Genomic DNA, 15,971 nt, shown 5'->3' with positions numbered 1-15,971 from the left:
GGGTCCCCATGCGCTGCGCGCATGGGAGGGAAACCGAGCCGCGTTGCGGCTCGGGGCCTCGCAAGCGAGGCCAAGGCCGGCCCTTCGGGCCGGAGTCCTCCGCTGCGCTGCGGACTGTCCGGTCTTCGCTTCGCTGCACCCGGACAAGGGCCCGCTTCGCGGGCCGGGGCTCGCGTGCTGCGCACAGGAGGTGACCCCGTTTCACAGGGTCCGGGCCTTCGGCCCGTTGGGGTGTCCGCTCCGCTCCCACCCCTGAAACCTTCCGGCTTCGCCTCCAGACCCGCGCCGGCAACAAGATGGCGGCCTGTGTCTTACCCGCCTCCACATCGTTGATCAAGAACAGGAACGCCCGCCGAGACTCTCGCCGGTGCACTGACTCCCTGCTGTCCCAAACGTTCGGAAGGTGAACCCATGACACACTCCAAGACTCTCGCCGCCACACTCCTGGCCGGCGCTGCACTCCTGGGCTCCGCAGGCACCGCTACCGCGGACGGACTCCCCCTGGTGACCCGGTTGACGACCCAGGCGGCACCCCTGCTCGGCTCGGTCGCCGGACTCCCCGCGGCGGCAGGCTTGCCGACTCTCGGTCAGCTCCCCCTAGCCGGTAGTGGACTGCCCCGTCTCGGTGGTGGACTGCCCCTGCTGGGCTGACACCGCACAGCGGAAGCCGCCCACCCACTCTCTGCGGAGCGCAGCACCGCGGGTGGACGGGCGGCTTCCGTGCGTCCGAGACGCCTGTTTCCGCCTCGATGCGCGGTACAGTCTCAGTACGCATCACAACGAGATGTACTGTGTAGCATCCAGAGAAGATGGCCACTGGCTCCGGGCGGGCCCCCGCCTCTCCGAATTTCCGTGGGGTGTCGAATGCAGAAGACCGGTGACATCGAACTGCGTCCTCACCAGGAGGAAGCGGTGGAGGCGATCGTCCGCGGTCTGGATATCCCGCCGGGAAAGCGTATCCCTGAGGCGGGGCTGCGGGCCACGGTGGTGGCCGCGTGCGGGACGGGGAAGACGTTCATGGCCGCCGCGGCCGCGCTCCGGCTGGCGCGCGGTGGGCGGGTCCTGGTGCTGCTGCCCACCCTGGACCTGCTCACCCAGACCGTGCGGGAATGGCGCCTCGCCGGGCATACCGGGCCGGCGGTCGCGGTGTGTTCTCTGGAGGACAACGTCCACCTCTGGCAGCTCGATGTGCGATCCACGACGTCCGCACCCCAGTTGGCCCTGTGGCACGGCCGGGGGCCGGTGACGGTCTACGCCACCTACGCCTCCCTGCCCGTCATCGCCGAAGCACACCGAGGCGAGTACAACCTGCCGATGGACACCTTCGACCTGGTCGTCGTCGACGAGGCCCACCGGACGTCGGGATCGGCCGGGAAAGCGTGGGCTGATGTCCACCACCAGGACGTCATCCCCGCCATGCGGCGGCTCTACATGACCGCCACCCCCCGCATCTGGACCGAGCGGCCGGCCCGCGACCGCCGCGAACAGGAACTGTACGAGGCGCAGCTGGAGGTCGTGGACGAGGCGACACCCCAGCGAACGCGGCGGGTATGGGACCGGCTCCCCAAGGAGCTGGCGTGCTCGATGGACGACGAGAAGGTGTTCGGGCCCGTCGTCTACGAACTGTCGCTGGCATCAGCGGTCTCCCGGGGGCTGCTCGCCCGCTACCAGATCGTGGTCGCCGAACTCACCGATCCCGTCGTCACCCCGGACCGGCTAATCAGCGAGGAACGATACGCCGAACAGTTGCGAGGCGAGCGCCTCGCGGCGCTCCAGGCGGTTTTGTTGGAGACCATGGCCGCCCACGACCTGAAGACCACGATCACTTTTCACCACCGCACCATCGAAGCCGAAGCCTTCGCGGCAGGGCTGCCCCGTGTGGCACGCCGGCTCCACCAGGTGGATCCCGCCCGGCATCCGGAAAAAGTGTGGGCCGAATGGCTGGCCGGGAAACACGACCCCGAACACCGGCAGGCGGTGCTGGGTGACTTCGGACGCCGCGCCGGGCGCGCCGTCCTGGCCAACTGCCGCGTCCTGAACGAGGGCGTCGACATCCGGGCCACAGACAGTGTCGCCCTCATCGACCCGAAGGGATCGGCGGTGGACATCGTCCAAGCCATCGGCCGAGCCCTACGACAAAAACCCGGTCAGGGCAAGATGGCCACCCTGATCGTGCCTGTTTTCCTGGGCGTGGGGGAAAGGCCGGAAGACATGCTTTCCTCGAACTCGTATCGGCCCTTGATCCGGGTTTTGGAAGGGCTCCGGGCGCACGATTCCCGTGCCGTGGAAATGCTCGCCATCCCCCAAGAACCCCGCAAACAGGTCGTTGATCCATCGCTCCCCATCGGTCCGCCGCCCGGGGAAGGCGAGGACGAAAGCCGACTGATCCTCCGCTTCGCCGCACCACGCGACCCCGCCCTCATCGCCAAATGGATCAGCTACCAGGTCATCAACACCGAACGCCAAGACTGGAGGCGCGGTGCGGAAGCCGCCGTCCGATACCGCGAACGGGAGGGCGACCTGAACGTGCCCTACGACCACCAGGAAGGCACCTACCCACTGGGCAGGTGGCTCTCCGACCAACGCCGCGCGTACCGGGCCGGGACCATGACCGGAGAACGCGCCGCCGAACTGGAGCAGCTCGGCATCGTCTGGGACACCGCCGACACCGCGTTCGAAGAAAACCTCGCCGCCGCGCGGGCATACTACGAACTCCACGGCACCCTCGCCGCCCCACGAGGCGCAGCCATCCTCGACATCCAGATCGGGCAGTGGCTGACCAACGTGCGCAGGCCCGGCGGGCTCGGCAAAAACCCCGAACGCGCCCGCCGCCGGGCCAAGGAACTCGCCGCGATCGATCCGGACTGGAACCCCCGCGAACGGGGGTGGACCGTCGACTGGCAACGCCACTACACCTACCTCACCCAACTCCTGGCGGAAGGTGCGCGCGTGAAGGAGGTGGTGCCCCGGGTAACCCGACACGGCGAAGACATCGGCCGCTGGCTCACCACCCAACAACGCGACTGGAACCAACTCAACCAGGAACAGCGGAAGAGGCTCGCCCAACTGGGCGTGAAGAAGGCCGCACGGGCACGTACGGCCCCCGCGAAGCCGGTCGTGGCGTCCGGGCCAGGCACGGGCGGCAGGGCATTCCAGAAAGGCCTGGAAGCCCTCGCGCAGTACATCACACGCGAAGGCCGCCTGCCGGGGCGCGACGTCGTGCAGGTCCTGCCCGACGGGACCGAGCACCGCACCGGAATCTGGTACGCCAACCAGAAACAACGCCGCGACCGCCTCCACCCCGACCAACTCGCAGCCCTCGCCGAGTTGGGTGTGGACTGGGCACAGTAGGCCGCTGAAGTGCCTCTGCCCAGGTCAAGGCACGTTGAGAACCTGCAACTCACCGATGGTGAGGCTGGTCTGGCTCTGGCGGGTGGTGTTGAGGGTGCCGGTCTGCCCGGCGCCGGCCCATTGGATGTCCCATGTGGTGGTGGCGGTGACCGGGTAGCGGCCGCCGGGGGCCTGGGCGCTGGTGGCCGTGTACATGTGGCCGCAGTCCGGTGACTTCTGCTTGCCGAACCTCGGTTCGTAGGGGGTGCCAGGGGCGGTGCAGGTGATCACGGCGCCGTCACCCATGCACCACACGACCTTGGCCACCCGGGGGGTGGCGGTGACGGTGACCGCGCCGGCCGACGCCGAGGCGGTCGCCGGACCCGTCCGGGTCGGTCCCGGCTTGTTCCACATCCACACCGGCATGCCGACGATCCCGCGCCCGGTCGGGAACGGCACGATCCCGATGTCCGGGCCCTCCAGGCGCAGCTGCTCCACCGCCTGCCGGGCGAGCGCCTGGGCTGGGGGAGCCCGGCCTCTCGGCGCAGGCCACAGGGCCTCTGTTGAACCAGACCCCCGGTGCGCCGGCTGCTGTCACCCCGCTGCTTTCGGTCGGAGCGCGGGGTCAGCGGGACGAGCCCGACAGCCTTGCGGTCAGTTCGTAGAGCTCCGCCAGCAGTTGGCGATCCTGTCGTAGTACCAGTTCTGCTCGCGGTCGCCGCTGTTGTAGATGCGTGCGAAGACGTGCATGACGCCGGTGTTCTCTGAAAGCTCGTCGGGCCGATCGTTGATGGCGAGGTAGAGTGTCTTGCTGGTGTCCACGTTGGGGCCGCAGTCGAACACCAGACCCTTGTTGATGCGGAACACCCCGCCGTCTGGTCCCCACTTCCCGATCAGGCTGCCGACGTAGGCATCGTCGCCGGAGTGGGGGTACTCAGTGCGGCCCTTGGCCACCAGATGCGGGTAAAAGGCTCCTTCCTTGCCCGGGATGTTCCCGTCGGGGCCTACGGCGTCCCAGTCGGGACTGTGCTTCCATTCACCGTCGGCGCGAACGCTGACGCCCTTGCTGCTGTCCGCCACCTTCCGGATGTCCGTCGCTTGCCAGCCGCGATCCGCTCGGACGTCGTACTGCCACGTTTGGCTCATGTGACGGACCCTAGCCAGCGCCAGCCGCCGCTGATCACCACCTGCCGCCGTAGCCCAGCCAGCACTGCAAATGGTTCACCCGAACGGGGGCTGGGCCGCAGCCTTGCCGGGGGCGCGCGGCCCTGCGGGCGAGCACGGGGCCGGCCCCCGACACACGACAGCGCGGGCCGCCACCGAGTGGTGGCGGCCCGCGCAGGGTTCGTCAGAGGCGGCCTCTCAGCCGGCCGCGTCGAGGCGGGGCCGGCTCAGCATGTGCGGTCCCGCTCGATCGTGGACGTGTAGATCAGCCAGGAGCCGGCTTTCGTGCGCTGGGCGGTCGAGGTCACCACGTGGCGGCGCGGCCCGGATGGCGTGGCGGCCGGGGCGCCGTCCTTGTCGACTTTGTCGTAGTGGCTGGAGTCCACGCAGTCCGTGATGACCGCCCGCAGCGGGTCCCCGGCGGTCTCGAGCGAGGTCACCTCCGGGGAGTGGACCGGCTCGCCCCGCATCACGGTGCCCCGCTGCTGGTACCAGAACAGCGTGCTCTTGATGTCCGCGAGGGCGGTGTGGGTGGCGTAGCGCTCCAACTCCGGGTCCAGGCGCCCGCCCGAGTACGAGCGGACCTCCGCCTCCGACATCGCCCTATACGCGGCCAGGACGGCCGCACGCTCCCCCGCCTGAGGATCAGGAGCAGGTGACGACGCGGGCGCTGCAGACGGCCCCACAGCCGGTTTCGCGTCCGTCTCAGGACTCCCGCAGCCAGCCAGCACCGGCAGGACTCCCGCAGCCCCAGCCGCCCGTAATCCCGTCCGACGAACCCGCACCCGAGCCTCCCGACCTGCCGATGATCACGCTCCGTAGCGACACCCACAGCACGACACAGACCGCCGTCCGGATGCTCCGCCCAACACCGCCGGCGCAGCACCCTCCTACCCCTCCACACATATAAGTCCGGCTACTCACCAGCCGCAAAACATGCTCTGACCAGGCAAAATGCAGAGCCCTCGGAAATACAGCTTCCCCCTCCAGATTCCCCCCAGTTGACCGGGCCGGACCGGGCGCCGGGAGACTGGCCGCATGACCGAGCGCCGCCCACTGGGCACCGGCCCCCGCCCCACCACACCCGCCACCGAACCCCCCGGCGGGCGCCGAGCCCGACTCGCCGCCGAGGGCACCGACATGCTCCCGCCCGCCCAGGCCGCCACCGACGACCGCCAGGCCGTCCCCGGCCGGCGACCCCTCGGCCCCGGCACCACCCCCAACCGCAACTGACCCCAGCACACAGTGCGCGCCCGCCCACCCCGCCCACCCCCAGGCCAGAACCGGGTGCGCGGCCCACCCACCGCCGCTCACCACTCGTCAGTCACCACTCGTCAGTCACCAAAGATGTCACCGGACAACTCACCGGTGACCGCCCTTGCGGGTCACCATCTGTGGGCAAGCCAGGCTTGCCCAGCCGGGCCGTTACAGCAGGGTGCCGTCCAGAGCGCGGCGGTCGGTCAGGGCATAGCGGCGGGCCGCCAGACCGTGCTCCAGGTCCTCCCCGATCTCGTTGCACAGCAGCGCGAGCACATCGGCTGCCTGCTCGTCGGACAGGTAGGCCGGGGCGACTTCGAGCATCAGCTCACCCATGGCGTACGCGCTCGCGGCGAGGCGGTCAACGAGAGCGCGCATCGCGGCGATCGTCGGGCCCGCTGGCGGATCAACGGGGGGGGTGCGGTGCAGATGTCGCGGCCTGGCGGACCACCGCGCGCACCGCGGGCTCATCCGGGGTCGTTAACCAGCCGCATACCCGCACCGGGACGCCTGTCGCCTACGGGACGTCGCCGTGCCACACGAACCGGCCGACACCGCCGGCGCCGGCGTCCGCTTCGGCCGGCTCGTACTCGGACCGGCCTCCCGGCCGGAACTGGCCGTGCTCCGACATCAGCATGGCCCCGTCCACGACCTCCTGAGAGGGCCAGCCGGTGACGTCCAGCAGCATGCCGTCCAAGGGGCCGCCCACAAGCTCGACGTAGACGTGCCCCGGCTTCGGCCCCCGGTCCCGCTCGCTCGGCACCCCGTACACACGACGATCCACCCACCAGGCATCCACCCACACACCCTCCCACCCCCAGGCCAAGGCCGGGGCGGTGATGCGCCGGCCGCCTTCGGACGGGTGACCCCCGCCCCGGGGCGGCCGGCCCGCCCGCGAGGGCGGCCAGGATCAGGTGCGAGGGTAGGGGCGGTAGACGCGCACCGCGCGTTCCGCGACGGCGACACGGCCGTTGTCCAGGATCATCGTGCGGGTGGCGCCGTAGCGGTAGCGCAGATCGGTGATCGCGACCAGACGACCACCCGTGAGGACTTGGTCCCCTACCCGTAGTTCGGTGGGCGGCACGTCCACCGGGACGCGTCCCGCCGGAACCCGGTCGGTCTGCTGCGCGTCGAGCTGCTCACACGTGATGGTGCGGGCGATCCACTGGAACCCCGAGGTGTCCGCCAGGCGCACCACGAGCGGGGAGGGGTAGACGCCGACGATGACGCCGTGGGCCTGGCGGTCGCGGTCGAGCAACCTTTGCCCGAGGGGGTACCGGCGGCCCCTCACCGGTGACCGGCCCGCGCGCAGCGCTTCATCAACACCTGCATGTCGGTGACGACTGTTCCGCGTAGAGGGCCGGTGGCGGTGTCGCGTCGGTGGGCGTAGCCCTGGCATCGGGCGCAGGACGGGGAGGGCGTGAGCAGGGGTGGGGGGAAGAGTTTGAGGGCTTCGCGGCGGGCGGGGGTGTGGTCGGTCGTTTCTGCCATGAGGACACCTCTTCACACGGGGGCCGGTCTCCATACCTTCGGCCCGAAGAAAGGCCCGGGGCAGGGGCATTGAGGGGGGCAAGATGGGCTCATGGACATCGGCGCGTTGATCCGCGAGCTGCGTACCGCGCACGGTTGGTCTCAGGCCCGTCTCGCCGACGAGATCAACACCGTGCACGGGACCACGCTGACGCGGGAGTACGTGGCCCGCTGGGAGCGCGGGAAGGTCACGCCGGGGGGCTTCTACCTCGCGGCACTGTCGAGTGTGCTCGACGTGCCCTTAGCCGTCCTGGAGGACCCCATGATGCGCCGTACCTTCCTGACCGACGTGGCCGGCACCGCCATAGCCCCCGCGGTCGCCTCCGACCTGTTGGCACGCGGTTTCGCCGCCCGCCTGAACGGCGGGCCGAGCGCAGAGACGTGGGAGGACAAGCTCACCGCGTACGGCACGGACTACATGTCGATGGGCGCCGCCGACATCCAACGCCGCGTCGCCGGGGAACTCGTCGTCATCCAACAACAACTGGAGCAGCCGCGACTGTGGTCGGCGGCGGCGAGGTTGATGACCCTGTACGCCAAGACATTCCCCGGCTCAGACGGGGCCGCGGCCGTGCGCTGGTACCGGATGGCCGCCACCGCCGCCGACCAATCCACCGACCCCGACGTCCGCGTGTGGGTGCGGGGACGGGCGGCCATCGCCCTCGGCTACGAAGGCGCCTCCCTCGGCGTCGCGGACGTCCTCGCGGACCAGGCCCTCGCCCTCTCCGACCGGCCGTCGCTGGGCTTGTTGAACGCGGTCTACGGCAAGGCGCACACCGCAGCCCTACGCGGCGACCACGCCACCGCCCACGCCCTCGACACCCGAGGCCGGCGCATCTTCGACACCGCCGGCTCCCACGAACAGACCTCCGACTACGCCGTCCCCTGGTGGCGACTCAACGTCTTCCGCTCCCTCCTCCTCGCCCGCCTCGGTGACGAGAAAGCCGCCACCGAGGCGCAGGACCAGGCCCTCGCCGAACTCCCCGCCTCCCTGCCGCGCTTCGCGACCCACCTCGAACTCCACCGGGGGCTGATGCTCGCCCGCTCCGGCGACCGGGCCGGCGGCATCGCCCACGCCACCGCCGCCATGAACGCCCTGCCACCGGAAAAACACAGCCTCACCCTGCGCATGCTCATGGCCGAAATCCAGGCCTGAACCCCCGGGGGACGGTCACATGGTTTTGCCGCAGGGAGCCAGCAACGTTTGTTGGTCACCGCAGGGAACGGTCCGCCAGCGACAAGAAACGTGTTGCTGAGTTCTGGAAGCGTGCCGGTACTTGCTTTCGGCCGTCCCGTGTGCTGGTCGGCTGGGAGCAGGTGATCATGGGCCCGGACTTATCTCTGACCCAAGCCGCGAAAGATTGACCGCCAGGGTAGGTCTGGAGTGCTGCGGGCGTAACCCGGCCGCCGAAGTCGCCGCCTACCTTGCTGTCCGCCGCCCTGACCTCCGAAACCGACTACCCGACAGGACCCAACACCTGATGTCCATATGGCCTTCGATCGTTGCCGTACTCGGTACCCTCGCCGGTGCCTTCACCGCCGGACTCCTCCAGCAACGTTCGGCACGCACCGCACGCGCCGAGCAGCGCGCGGACAGCCACCGCCAGGACCAGCTCGGCGCCGTCACCGACTTCGCGGCCGCCCTGGACGCGCACCGCTCGGCGATGTTCCACCGGGAGCGTCTGGCCCTGATCGAGGCAGGCACCGAGCATCAGCTGGAGGCCCAGACGAGGTCCCACGACACTCGGGCGGCGATCACCGCGCCCCACATCCGCCTTCAGGTCCTGATCCCCGAACTGGCCGGCCCCGCCCAGCAGGCCGCAGATGCCACGTACGCACTGCGCAAGGCCACCGGCCGCACCGAGCTGGACGCCCGGCGGCATGCGGCCAAGGAAGCGTCCGTGGCCTTCGTCGCCGCGGCAGCCACGCTGCTGAGTCCCAACAACCGCTGACCTAGGGGGTCGGAGCTTCGTCGCCGTCCAGTGCGCCGTGTACGTGCAGTGGTAGGAGCCGTCTGAGAGCAGCCACTCCGCCGTCCGTCTTCGACCGGTTCGAGGCGGCCCCGGTCGTCGACGACGACGGCGCTCCCGTCGATGTCGTGTCCGCGTCCGACGTGCTGCGGCACGAGACCGGCATGCCCGATCCGCAGAGTCAGGACGGGAACGACGAGCGTGCCTGGGGCAAGGCCCGGGCCCGGACCGCAGGCGCGCTCATGAGCAGCCCCGTCTTCACCGCCCGCGCCGACTGGACGATCCCCCGGGCCGCACGGGAACTCCGCAGGCGACACGTTAAGCAACTGCCGGTGGTCGGCGACGACGGGCTCCTCACCGGCATCGTCACCCGCAGTGACCTTCTCGACGCCTTCATCCGCTCCGACGTCGAGATCCGCGGCGAGGTCGAGCAGGACGTCCTGGGGCGCATCCTCGGCCTGGACCGGGTCCGGACGTCACGCCCCGGGACCGCACGAGGTGTGCGCGCTGAGGGATGGCGAGGGGCACCGGTCGCGACAGGTCACGGTGTTCCGTTGGCCCCGTTCGTGCAGGGGCTGCCCAGGCCGGAGGTTCCGCCGGTCCCGCCGGTCCCGCCGTGGAAGAGGATGCCCCCGGTGGCGTTGCCGCCGGCGCCGCCGTTGCCGCAGGCGCCATCGGCGCTGGCGCCCGACTTGGCGCCGCCGTTGCCCCCATCGCCTCCGTTGCCGCCGAAGTTGATGATGCCTCCGGAGCTCAGGCCCCCCGCCCCGCCGATGCCTGCGGCACCGCCCGGGTAGGCGCCGCCGGTGCTGCCGTTGCCGCCGTTTCCGGCCTTGCCGCCGTTGCCGCCGGTACCGGAACTGTTGATGCCGCCGCGGCCACCGTTACCGCCCGCGCCACCGCCGTGGCCGATGCCGCCGTTGCCTGCGTTGCCGCCCGCACCGCCGTCGGATCCCCCGGCGCCGCCGATGCCGCCGCGGCCACCTGCGCCGGAGTTGGCGCCGGAGTTGCCGCCGACGCCGCCGGCGCCGCCCGCACCCCCGTGGGTGCCCGCTCCGCCTGCTCCGCCCGCGCCGCCGGCACCGGTCAGGCCGCCGGCCGCGCCGGTTCCGCCGTTGCCGCCCGCGGCGCCGTTGGGGCCGGCGTTGCCGCCGAGAGCACCCGCCCCGCCGGAACCGTTGCCGAGGCCAGCACCGCCGTTGCCGCCCCCACCGCCGACACCGCCCAGGACACCGTTGCCGCCGGGACCCCCCGCACCTCCGGCGCAGTCCCCGGTTCCGGTCGCGGGGCCGCCCGCGGTGCCGGGAAAGCCGTTGGGATGGGAGGAGTTCCCATTGGCGCCGGCGACGCCCGCGGTGCCGGCGGTGCAGGCGAGGGCGGAGGCCGCGGCGGGAGAGCCGAGGAAGAGTGCTGCGCCGGCGAAGAGTGTGGGCAGGGCGAGGAGGGCGGCGGTCTGATTCCTGTTCATGACGGGGTTTCCTCAGGCTCAGGTGAAGCGCGGGTCGGTGCGGGTCACTGCATCAGGCCGGTGCGGAACCAAATGGGGAACATCCGTTCCCCGAACCGGTTTCCGTGCCGCGTGCCGGCAGGCAGTCCGCGATATTCCGGACTGTTTCCAGTGGGGCAGGCATCTCTGCTCGCCACAGGCGCCAGGGTCACGGCGCGGCGCCAAGTCTGCGAGCAGGGCAGTCTTCTCTGAACGGTGGGGCTTTCCCGGCACGTCGCCGAGCCAGGAAAACCGGGACCGGGCCCGACCGTCGCCTACGAGATGCTCGGCTCGGCGGTGGATGCGCAGGACACAGGCCCCTGCGGGGAGTGCCGCCCTCCCGGCCCTGGGAGACGAAACTTCGCGGCACCCAGGCATCTCGTTGTCAGGCATACCGTGTGGGCGGGGCAAGCCTCCGGGCCGGGCCGTCAGGCCGGAACCGCCCCGCCCTTACAGCGTCTGTAGGGGCGTGGCGGCACCGAGGGATGCGTGTTGTCCTACGGGAGCCGGCTCGGCAATCCCCGCGAGGGTCGGTTCAGCAGGGAAGGGTGGAGTTTCCGGCGGCGCCGGTGGCACCGGTGGTGCCGTCCGCAGTGAACGTGGCGGCAGTGCCGTTGCCGCCGGGCTTGCCGGGACACACCGGGCTGGCCGCGCCGCCCGCACCGCCGGTACCGCCCTTGTGTCCGCCACCGACCGTGGCCGCTCCGCCGTTGCCGCCCTTGCCACCGGTGATACCGGCACCCGCGTTGCCGACACCGCCCACACCGCCCTTGCCCCCGGTACCACCCACGGCGGCTCCGCCCCCGGAACCGCCGTTACCGCCGTTGCCGTTGGCACCCCCGGCGCCGCCGGCACCGCCCGCGCCACCGACGCTGGCGCTGCCGCTCGCGTTGCCGCCGTCACCCCCGGCGCCGCCGTTCCCGTTGGCACCGGCCGCGCCACCGGTACCGCCCAAGCCACCGATCCCACCACTGGTGCCCACACCGTTAGCCCCATTACCCCCCTGAAGACCCAGGAGACTGAACCCGCCCACAGCCCGGACGCTGCCCATCTCGGCACGGGCCGACGCGGAAGCCAGGGCAGGGGCGGCGGTGAGACCGGCCACAGCGATCACGGAGACCAGGAGAGCCCGGGAAAGAGCAGTGGTGCGCATGAAGCGCATGAGGAAGCCTCTCGAAGTGCGCGACCGCAGATGCTCCACGACCGACACCCACAACCTACACACGAACACACCACCCCATACTTCACACAATGATCCAATAGCTCAAAACCAACCTTATGAGCAAAATTTGGCCTTAACACCCTCGCCCTAGGTCGTCCGTGCAGGGACCGGGAACCCCGCACCTGGGGTACCCGGCGCCCAGTCGACCGACGGGCTGTCAGCCTCACTGTTTCGGTTGCGATGTGCGGCATCCGTGATCATCAACTGTTGGGCGGGCGCAGCGATTTCGCTGTCAGGGCATGGCGGAGTCCCGGCGCTATGGCCGGGTTCTCCGGGGTCCTTCGGGTCGTGGGCGGGCAGGTGACGTCGGTCAGCCGACTGGTCGGGGCAGTGCGCCGGGGCGGTGGAAAGCCGTGGCCAGTTCGTGTCGCCATGGCAAGGTCGCTGAGATCCGCCGGCGCAGGCGGCATCCACCGCCAGTGAGGCGGCAGATTGGAGGCGATCCGGCCCGGATCATGCCCGGTCCCGCCCGGCCGCAGTGGCCTGAGCGCAGTGGAGTACGCGACGGTCAGCCCGGGTCGCCTCAGCGAGATCCGCGAGCAACCGTGCCCCGGCATGTCCGACCGCCGCCGAGCCGTCAGTGGAGGTTAGGAGCTTGGAACGTGAACCGAAGCCCGGCACGCAGAAAGTGCCTTCCTCTGCAGGGGCAACAGCAAGCGCCGTGTCCCGTAACCCCTACCAGGCCCGCACGAGAGCGCGATGCGGCTCACCGTGCCCCAGTGCCCGTAACGTTGGTCAGCGGCACATCGGAGAACCCTTACAAGAGTGGTGGACCTTGGGTACGAGTGGAAGGCAGCGCGGTGAGCAACTCGCCGACACCTGCGCTGAAGCCGGACGGTGCCGGCTGCACACCATCGGCCAGCTCCGGAGCACCGCCTCCCGCACACCGCATGCCGCCACGACGTATGCGCGTAACCTGCCCGGCCGGCATGACATCGCCACCGCGCTGCGGCGGACCCCGGCATCGGTGTGGAACGACAATGTGACGGACTGCGCCGCCGCGCTCACCTATTACGCGGTGCTCGCGCTTTTCCCCACCCTCCTGGTCACGGTCTCGCTGATCGGGATCGCCGGCCCCTCGGCCACAGAGAACCTCATCAGCAATGTGATCGCTGTCGTCCCGGCCCAGTCACGCCCCGTCATGCACAGCACGCTCAGGAGCATGGCCGACCAGCGCACAGCTGCCTGGGTTCTGGCGGTCTTCGGCACGATCGGCGCTCTGTGGTCTTCCTCCAGCTACCTGGGAGTCTTCCGCCGAGCCCTGCACGCCATGCACGGCGTCGAGGACCTCCGCCCCGCATGGAGGACCGCACCACGACTGGTGATCACCGCCCTGGTATTGCTGGCGCTCCTGGTCACCAGCGCCCTGGTGCTCATCCTGACCGCCGAAGCGGCCCCCGCCCTCGGCCGGCTCGTGGGCATGGACAGCATCATGGCCGGCACCGCATGGAACGTACTGAAGTGGCCACTCCTGCTGGGCCTGGTCGCCGTCCTGGTGCTGGTGTTGTTCCGCTCGGGCCCGGCCCAGACGCGCGGCGTGCGGCAAAGACTTCTGGGAGACGCTCTGGCCATAACCCTGTGGCTCGCCGCCTCCGCCGGCTTCGCCCTCTATGCCTCGCAGGTCGGCAACTACAATCGGCTGTACGGCTCCCTCGCCGGGATCGTCGTCTTCCTGGTGTGGGTCTGGCTGTCCAACCTCGCCCTGCTCATCGGTGCCCAGTTCAACGCCGAACTAGCCAAAATCCACCGCTGATAAGAACCCGCACCACTCTCACGCCCCAGGAAAGACCCGATGGCTGGGCGGTTCGGCCAAGGGGCATCAAGAGGGTCCGACTGGAGAATGCCGACAGTGTTGCTCGCTTCAGGCTATGGGGTAGCCAGGTCCGTTGTGGCAGCTGTCGCGGTCGCCGCTGTTGTCGAGTGTCACGCTGCCGTACTCTCGGTCGGGCCATCTACTCGACCTTGAGCGAGATTCGGATATCCCGCTTACGGGGCGGGGCCTGAGGCGTAGTTGTTCTGGGCTGTCGGCCGAAAGTATAGGGAGAAGCCTCTCCGGTCAGGCTCAGCGTTCTTGGCTGTTGGCTCTACGGGGCAACAGCCTCCAGCTGCTCCGCCAGGGTCACCGCGAGCTCCGGGTCCTTCCCCAGGGCGGAGTTCGCCGACCAGTTCGGTCTCGATGCCGTGGGACCGCAACCCCCAGCGTCAAATCGGCGGCTTTGGCCGGCCCATGGTCAACCGCCTCGCCCGCGCCACCTCGGTCACCCACCGACCGTCCGGCGGCAAGACCGTACGCGCCGTCCTCCCCCGACAGAACCCGCCGGCGCTCCCCCCACACGGCGGCACTGCCGCACCGAGCCGGCAGCGTTGAAACGGGCACATCACTCGCGAGGCCGTTCCCGAGCCGGCCCCGCCCCGGTCTTGGGTTTCCCTCGAAGCCCCACCCGTCGGGGTGGGGCCCATGCTCCCCGTCAGCCGCGATCCTGATCCCACAGGCTCTCCAACGCGAACGCGCTCTGGGCGCCCGCCCTGGCCCGGACCGTGATCTGCCGGCACAGCGCGTCCAACGCCGCCCCGTCGTCCGCGACGTGCGCCTCGACCACCGCCCAACCCGGCAACCCGTCCACGCCCGGCAGGCGCACCAGGCGGTGATCACTACGGCCGGTGATCAACACGGCCAGCAACGCCAGGTACTCACGCTGCAAGTCGGAACCGAACCCGTCAGCCTCCCCGTCGGGGCCGGCCAACACAGCGGGATGCCCGCCGGCCAACAGCGCGCACGTCGCGTCAGCAGCCCGGACGACCGCCTCGAACCCCCTCGCACCCATCCGTGCCCGCAGACCCTCCAAATAGGTGCCGAGCAAGTCCGGTCCCCCGCCCCCACCATCCCCACGTGCGTTCATCGCATCCTCCGCGCCCACTCCCCCACGACACTACGCCCAACACCGCGCCCCGACAGGGGGCATCGGCGCGATCCCGCGCACCCGGCTTCCCATGCGTCGACCCGTGGGGTAGGCGAATGCCGGCATCCCCATCCCCGAAGACGCCTTCCGGGGAGATCGCGGGCGGCACACTGGCGCGCCGGGCGGCCGATCGACGTCGGGCGCTCACGAACCACGCACAGCGCCCGCTCCGCCAAGCCGGTGGCGAAGCCGGATCAGGTGGGAAAGCTCCGCCACGACTTTGAACCGGTCGAGAAGGAGACCGATACGATGATCATCTCCTTCGCGCACGGCGGCAGCGATGGCATCAACAAGCTGGTCAGGGTCCACAGACATGCGAGAAGTCTTGACCGGTGAACAGCACTTCACACACGCCACCGGAAGCCAGTGACCACATCCGCCCGCACCAGATGTCCGGCGCCGAACACGACGGCTTCACCCAGGTCGGCACTCGACGGCGTCCCCGCCGGCTCTAGGCGCGCTACCGGACCGGACCGTTGCGGGAGCACGGGTGTCGATGCACTCACCACACACACGTGGCGCCGGACCGCCACTCGATGGCGGGCGGCCCCCGCCGAGGTTGGCCACAGGGGCTTCGCCGCGCCTCGGCGCCCGCCGCGTGGCTGATCGAGCGCGGTATCGACAGCGCCCGCCGGTCCTGGCACCGCATCGCGCCTTCGACAAGCCCGAGGAGGACCGACCTGGGGATCATGCCGGCTGAGCACTGGATCGTGCGGCAAGCCGAACAGCACGCGCGCCAGGCGTGGCGACGCCGGCGGCTGTTCGGTCCCAGGGGGTGGGTGGGCGGCCCGGTGTTACTGCCGCCAGAGCGCTCTGGTCACCGGGCCTTGCCCGCGCACGCCCTATCGGCGCGGACTGCGCCCGACCCTAGCCGCGCCCAGCCGGCGCCCAGCGGCAAAAGCACAGCGTTCGGCGTCCTGTGTGACCAGCACGGGGGCGCGTTGACGACCGACGCTGACACCGGAGGCCATGGGGGCACGGCGGGGTGGTGCGACCCCCTCGTCGGTCGCCCCTCGGAGAGCGCCACGCCCGCCGTCGGCTGTCCAGGACGC

The 15,971-nt window shown here is 70.4% G+C and carries 17 protein-coding genes and 1 pseudogene; 7 read left to right on the top strand and 11 right to left on the bottom strand.

What is annotated here, in order from left to right:
* Window positions 1-411: 411 nt before the first annotated feature.
* Together ACFVXJ_RS30025 and ACFVXJ_RS30020 are read left to right on the top strand one after the other, a co-directional pair.
* Window positions 412-651 carry a hypothetical protein gene (locus ACFVXJ_RS30025; protein WP_389666469.1) on the top strand — a complete coding sequence of 80 codons (240 nt, stop codon included), beginning with the start codon at window positions 412-414 and terminating at the stop codon, window positions 649-651.
* Between the two features lie 213 nt (window positions 652-864).
* Window positions 865-3,351, top strand: coding sequence for a Helicase associated domain protein (locus ACFVXJ_RS30020; RefSeq protein WP_389666467.1), 2,487 nt, complete (start codon window positions 865-867; stop codon window positions 3,349-3,351).
* Between the two features lie 24 nt (window positions 3,352-3,375).
* On the opposite strand, the gene ACFVXJ_RS30015 is transcribed toward ACFVXJ_RS30020, so the two are convergent.
* The 3 genes from ACFVXJ_RS30015 to ACFVXJ_RS30005 all read right to left on the bottom strand — a co-directional run bounded on the left by ACFVXJ_RS30015 (window position 3,376) and on the right by ACFVXJ_RS30005 (window position 5,093).
* Window positions 3,376-3,828: an ATP/GTP-binding protein gene (locus ACFVXJ_RS30015; RefSeq protein WP_389666465.1), complete on the bottom strand. Its 453-nt coding sequence runs from the start codon at window positions 3,826-3,828 to the stop codon at window positions 3,376-3,378.
* A gap of 156 nt (window positions 3,829-3,984) precedes the next feature.
* On the bottom strand, window positions 3,985-4,476 hold the full coding sequence (locus ACFVXJ_RS30010; protein ID WP_389666463.1) for a hypothetical protein: 492 nt from the start codon (window positions 4,474-4,476) through the stop codon (window positions 3,985-3,987).
* Window positions 4,477-4,721: 245 nt separating this feature from the next.
* A complete protein-coding gene (locus ACFVXJ_RS30005; protein WP_389666461.1) occupies window positions 4,722-5,093 on the bottom strand; it encodes a hypothetical protein in 372 nt (123 codons plus the stop codon).
* A gap of 439 nt (window positions 5,094-5,532) precedes the next feature.
* Between ACFVXJ_RS30005 and ACFVXJ_RS30000 the strand changes: the two genes are divergently transcribed.
* Entirely contained in the window at window positions 5,533-5,727 is a 195-nt protein-coding gene (locus tag ACFVXJ_RS30000) for a hypothetical protein (protein WP_389666459.1), read from the top strand.
* Between the two features lie 192 nt (window positions 5,728-5,919).
* Here ACFVXJ_RS30000 and ACFVXJ_RS29995 read toward each other — a convergent pair whose 3' ends face one another.
* The 4 genes from ACFVXJ_RS29995 to ACFVXJ_RS29980 all read right to left on the bottom strand — a co-directional run bounded on the left by ACFVXJ_RS29995 (window position 5,920) and on the right by ACFVXJ_RS29980 (window position 7,242).
* On the bottom strand, window positions 5,920-6,129 hold the full coding sequence (locus tag ACFVXJ_RS29995; RefSeq protein WP_389666457.1) for a hypothetical protein: 210 nt from the start codon (window positions 6,127-6,129) through the stop codon (window positions 5,920-5,922).
* A gap of 139 nt (window positions 6,130-6,268) precedes the next feature.
* Entirely contained in the window at window positions 6,269-6,550 is a 282-nt protein-coding gene (locus tag ACFVXJ_RS29990) for a hypothetical protein (RefSeq protein ID WP_389666455.1), read from the bottom strand.
* Window positions 6,551-6,661: 111 nt separating this feature from the next.
* On the bottom strand, window positions 6,662-7,009 hold the full coding sequence (locus ACFVXJ_RS29985; RefSeq protein ID WP_389666453.1) for a hypothetical protein: 348 nt from the start codon (window positions 7,007-7,009) through the stop codon (window positions 6,662-6,664).
* Window positions 7,010-7,038: 29 nt separating this feature from the next.
* Window positions 7,039-7,242 (bottom strand): hypothetical protein, encoded by a 204-nt coding sequence (locus tag ACFVXJ_RS29980; protein WP_389666451.1) that lies wholly within the window; start codon window positions 7,240-7,242, stop codon window positions 7,039-7,041.
* Between the two features lie 91 nt (window positions 7,243-7,333).
* Here ACFVXJ_RS29980 and ACFVXJ_RS29975 point away from each other — a divergent pair, with 91 nt between their 5' ends.
* The 3 genes and pseudogenes from ACFVXJ_RS29975 to ACFVXJ_RS29965 form a co-directional block, all read left to right on the top strand.
* Complete coding sequence (locus ACFVXJ_RS29975; protein ID WP_389666450.1) at window positions 7,334-8,437, top strand: helix-turn-helix domain-containing protein; 1,104 nt, start codon at window positions 7,334-7,336, stop codon at window positions 8,435-8,437.
* Between the two features lie 325 nt (window positions 8,438-8,762).
* Window positions 8,763-9,233 carry a protein kilB gene (locus ACFVXJ_RS29970; RefSeq protein WP_389666449.1) on the top strand — a complete coding sequence of 157 codons (471 nt, stop codon included), beginning with the start codon at window positions 8,763-8,765 and terminating at the stop codon, window positions 9,231-9,233.
* A gap of 62 nt (window positions 9,234-9,295) precedes the next feature.
* A pseudogene (locus tag ACFVXJ_RS29965) lies at window positions 9,296-9,634 on the top strand (CBS domain-containing protein); the annotation flags it as partial.
* A 158-nt stretch (window positions 9,635-9,792) separates the two neighbouring features.
* On the opposite strand, the gene ACFVXJ_RS29960 reads toward ACFVXJ_RS29965, so the two are convergent.
* Window positions 9,793-10,719 carry a hypothetical protein gene (locus tag ACFVXJ_RS29960; protein WP_389666447.1) on the bottom strand — a complete coding sequence of 309 codons (927 nt, stop codon included), beginning with the start codon at window positions 10,717-10,719 and terminating at the stop codon, window positions 9,793-9,795.
* 553 nt (window positions 10,720-11,272) lie between these two features.
* Window positions 11,273-11,692 carry a hypothetical protein gene (locus tag ACFVXJ_RS29955; protein WP_389666445.1) on the bottom strand — a complete coding sequence of 140 codons (420 nt, stop codon included), beginning with the start codon at window positions 11,690-11,692 and terminating at the stop codon, window positions 11,273-11,275.
* Window positions 11,693-12,734: 1,042 nt separating this feature from the next.
* Here ACFVXJ_RS29955 and ACFVXJ_RS29950 point away from each other — a divergent pair.
* Window positions 12,735-13,712 (top strand): YihY/virulence factor BrkB family protein, encoded by a 978-nt coding sequence (locus tag ACFVXJ_RS29950; RefSeq protein ID WP_389666443.1) that lies wholly within the window; start codon window positions 12,735-12,737, stop codon window positions 13,710-13,712.
* Between the two features lie 715 nt (window positions 13,713-14,427).
* Here ACFVXJ_RS29950 and ACFVXJ_RS29945 read toward each other — a convergent pair.
* Window positions 14,428-14,661, bottom strand: coding sequence for a hypothetical protein (locus ACFVXJ_RS29945; protein WP_389666441.1), 234 nt, complete (start codon window positions 14,659-14,661; stop codon window positions 14,428-14,430).
* 402 nt (window positions 14,662-15,063) lie between these two features.
* The gene (locus ACFVXJ_RS29940) at window positions 15,064-15,234 is read right to left on the bottom strand and encodes a hypothetical protein (RefSeq protein WP_389666439.1); all 171 of its coding nucleotides are present in this window, start codon (window positions 15,232-15,234) and stop codon (window positions 15,064-15,066) included.
* Between the last annotated feature and the right edge of the window lie 737 nt (window positions 15,235-15,971).

Origin of the sequence: Streptomyces sp. NPDC058279 (assembly GCF_042881255.1) — a bacterium.
In the GTDB taxonomy this organism is placed as follows: domain Bacteria; phylum Actinomycetota; class Actinomycetes; order Streptomycetales; family Streptomycetaceae; genus Streptomyces.
This window is presented reverse-complemented; position numbering and strand designations above follow the sequence as displayed.

Excerpts from the sequence above, each read along its gene's own strand:
- ACFVXJ_RS30005 (WP_389666461.1), bottom strand. The coding sequence starts at position 5,093 with ATGTCGGAGGCGGAGGTCCGCTCGTACTCGGGCGGGCGCCTGGACCCG.
- ACFVXJ_RS29940 (WP_389666439.1), bottom strand. The coding sequence starts at position 15,234 with ATGTCTGTGGACCCTGACCAGCTTGTTGATGCCATCGCTGCCGCCGTG.
- ACFVXJ_RS30020 (WP_389666467.1), top strand. The coding sequence starts at position 865 with ATGCAGAAGACCGGTGACATCGAACTGCGTCCTCACCAGGAGGAAGCG.
- ACFVXJ_RS29995 (WP_389666457.1), bottom strand. The coding sequence starts at position 6,129 with ATGCGCGCTCTCGTTGACCGCCTCGCCGCGAGCGCGTACGCCATGGGT.
- ACFVXJ_RS30000 (WP_389666459.1), top strand. The coding sequence starts at position 5,533 with ATGACCGAGCGCCGCCCACTGGGCACCGGCCCCCGCCCCACCACACCC.
- ACFVXJ_RS29975 (WP_389666450.1), top strand. The coding sequence starts at position 7,334 with ATGGACATCGGCGCGTTGATCCGCGAGCTGCGTACCGCGCACGGTTGG.
- ACFVXJ_RS30010 (WP_389666463.1), bottom strand. The coding sequence starts at position 4,476 with ATGAGCCAAACGTGGCAGTACGACGTCCGAGCGGATCGCGGCTGGCAA.
- ACFVXJ_RS29960 (WP_389666447.1), bottom strand. The coding sequence starts at position 10,719 with ATGAACAGGAATCAGACCGCCGCCCTCCTCGCCCTGCCCACACTCTTC.
- ACFVXJ_RS29970 (WP_389666449.1), top strand. The coding sequence starts at position 8,763 with ATGTCCATATGGCCTTCGATCGTTGCCGTACTCGGTACCCTCGCCGGT.
- ACFVXJ_RS29980 (WP_389666451.1), bottom strand. The coding sequence starts at position 7,242 with ATGGCAGAAACGACCGACCACACCCCCGCCCGCCGCGAAGCCCTCAAA.
- ACFVXJ_RS30025 (WP_389666469.1), top strand. The coding sequence starts at position 412 with ATGACACACTCCAAGACTCTCGCCGCCACACTCCTGGCCGGCGCTGCA.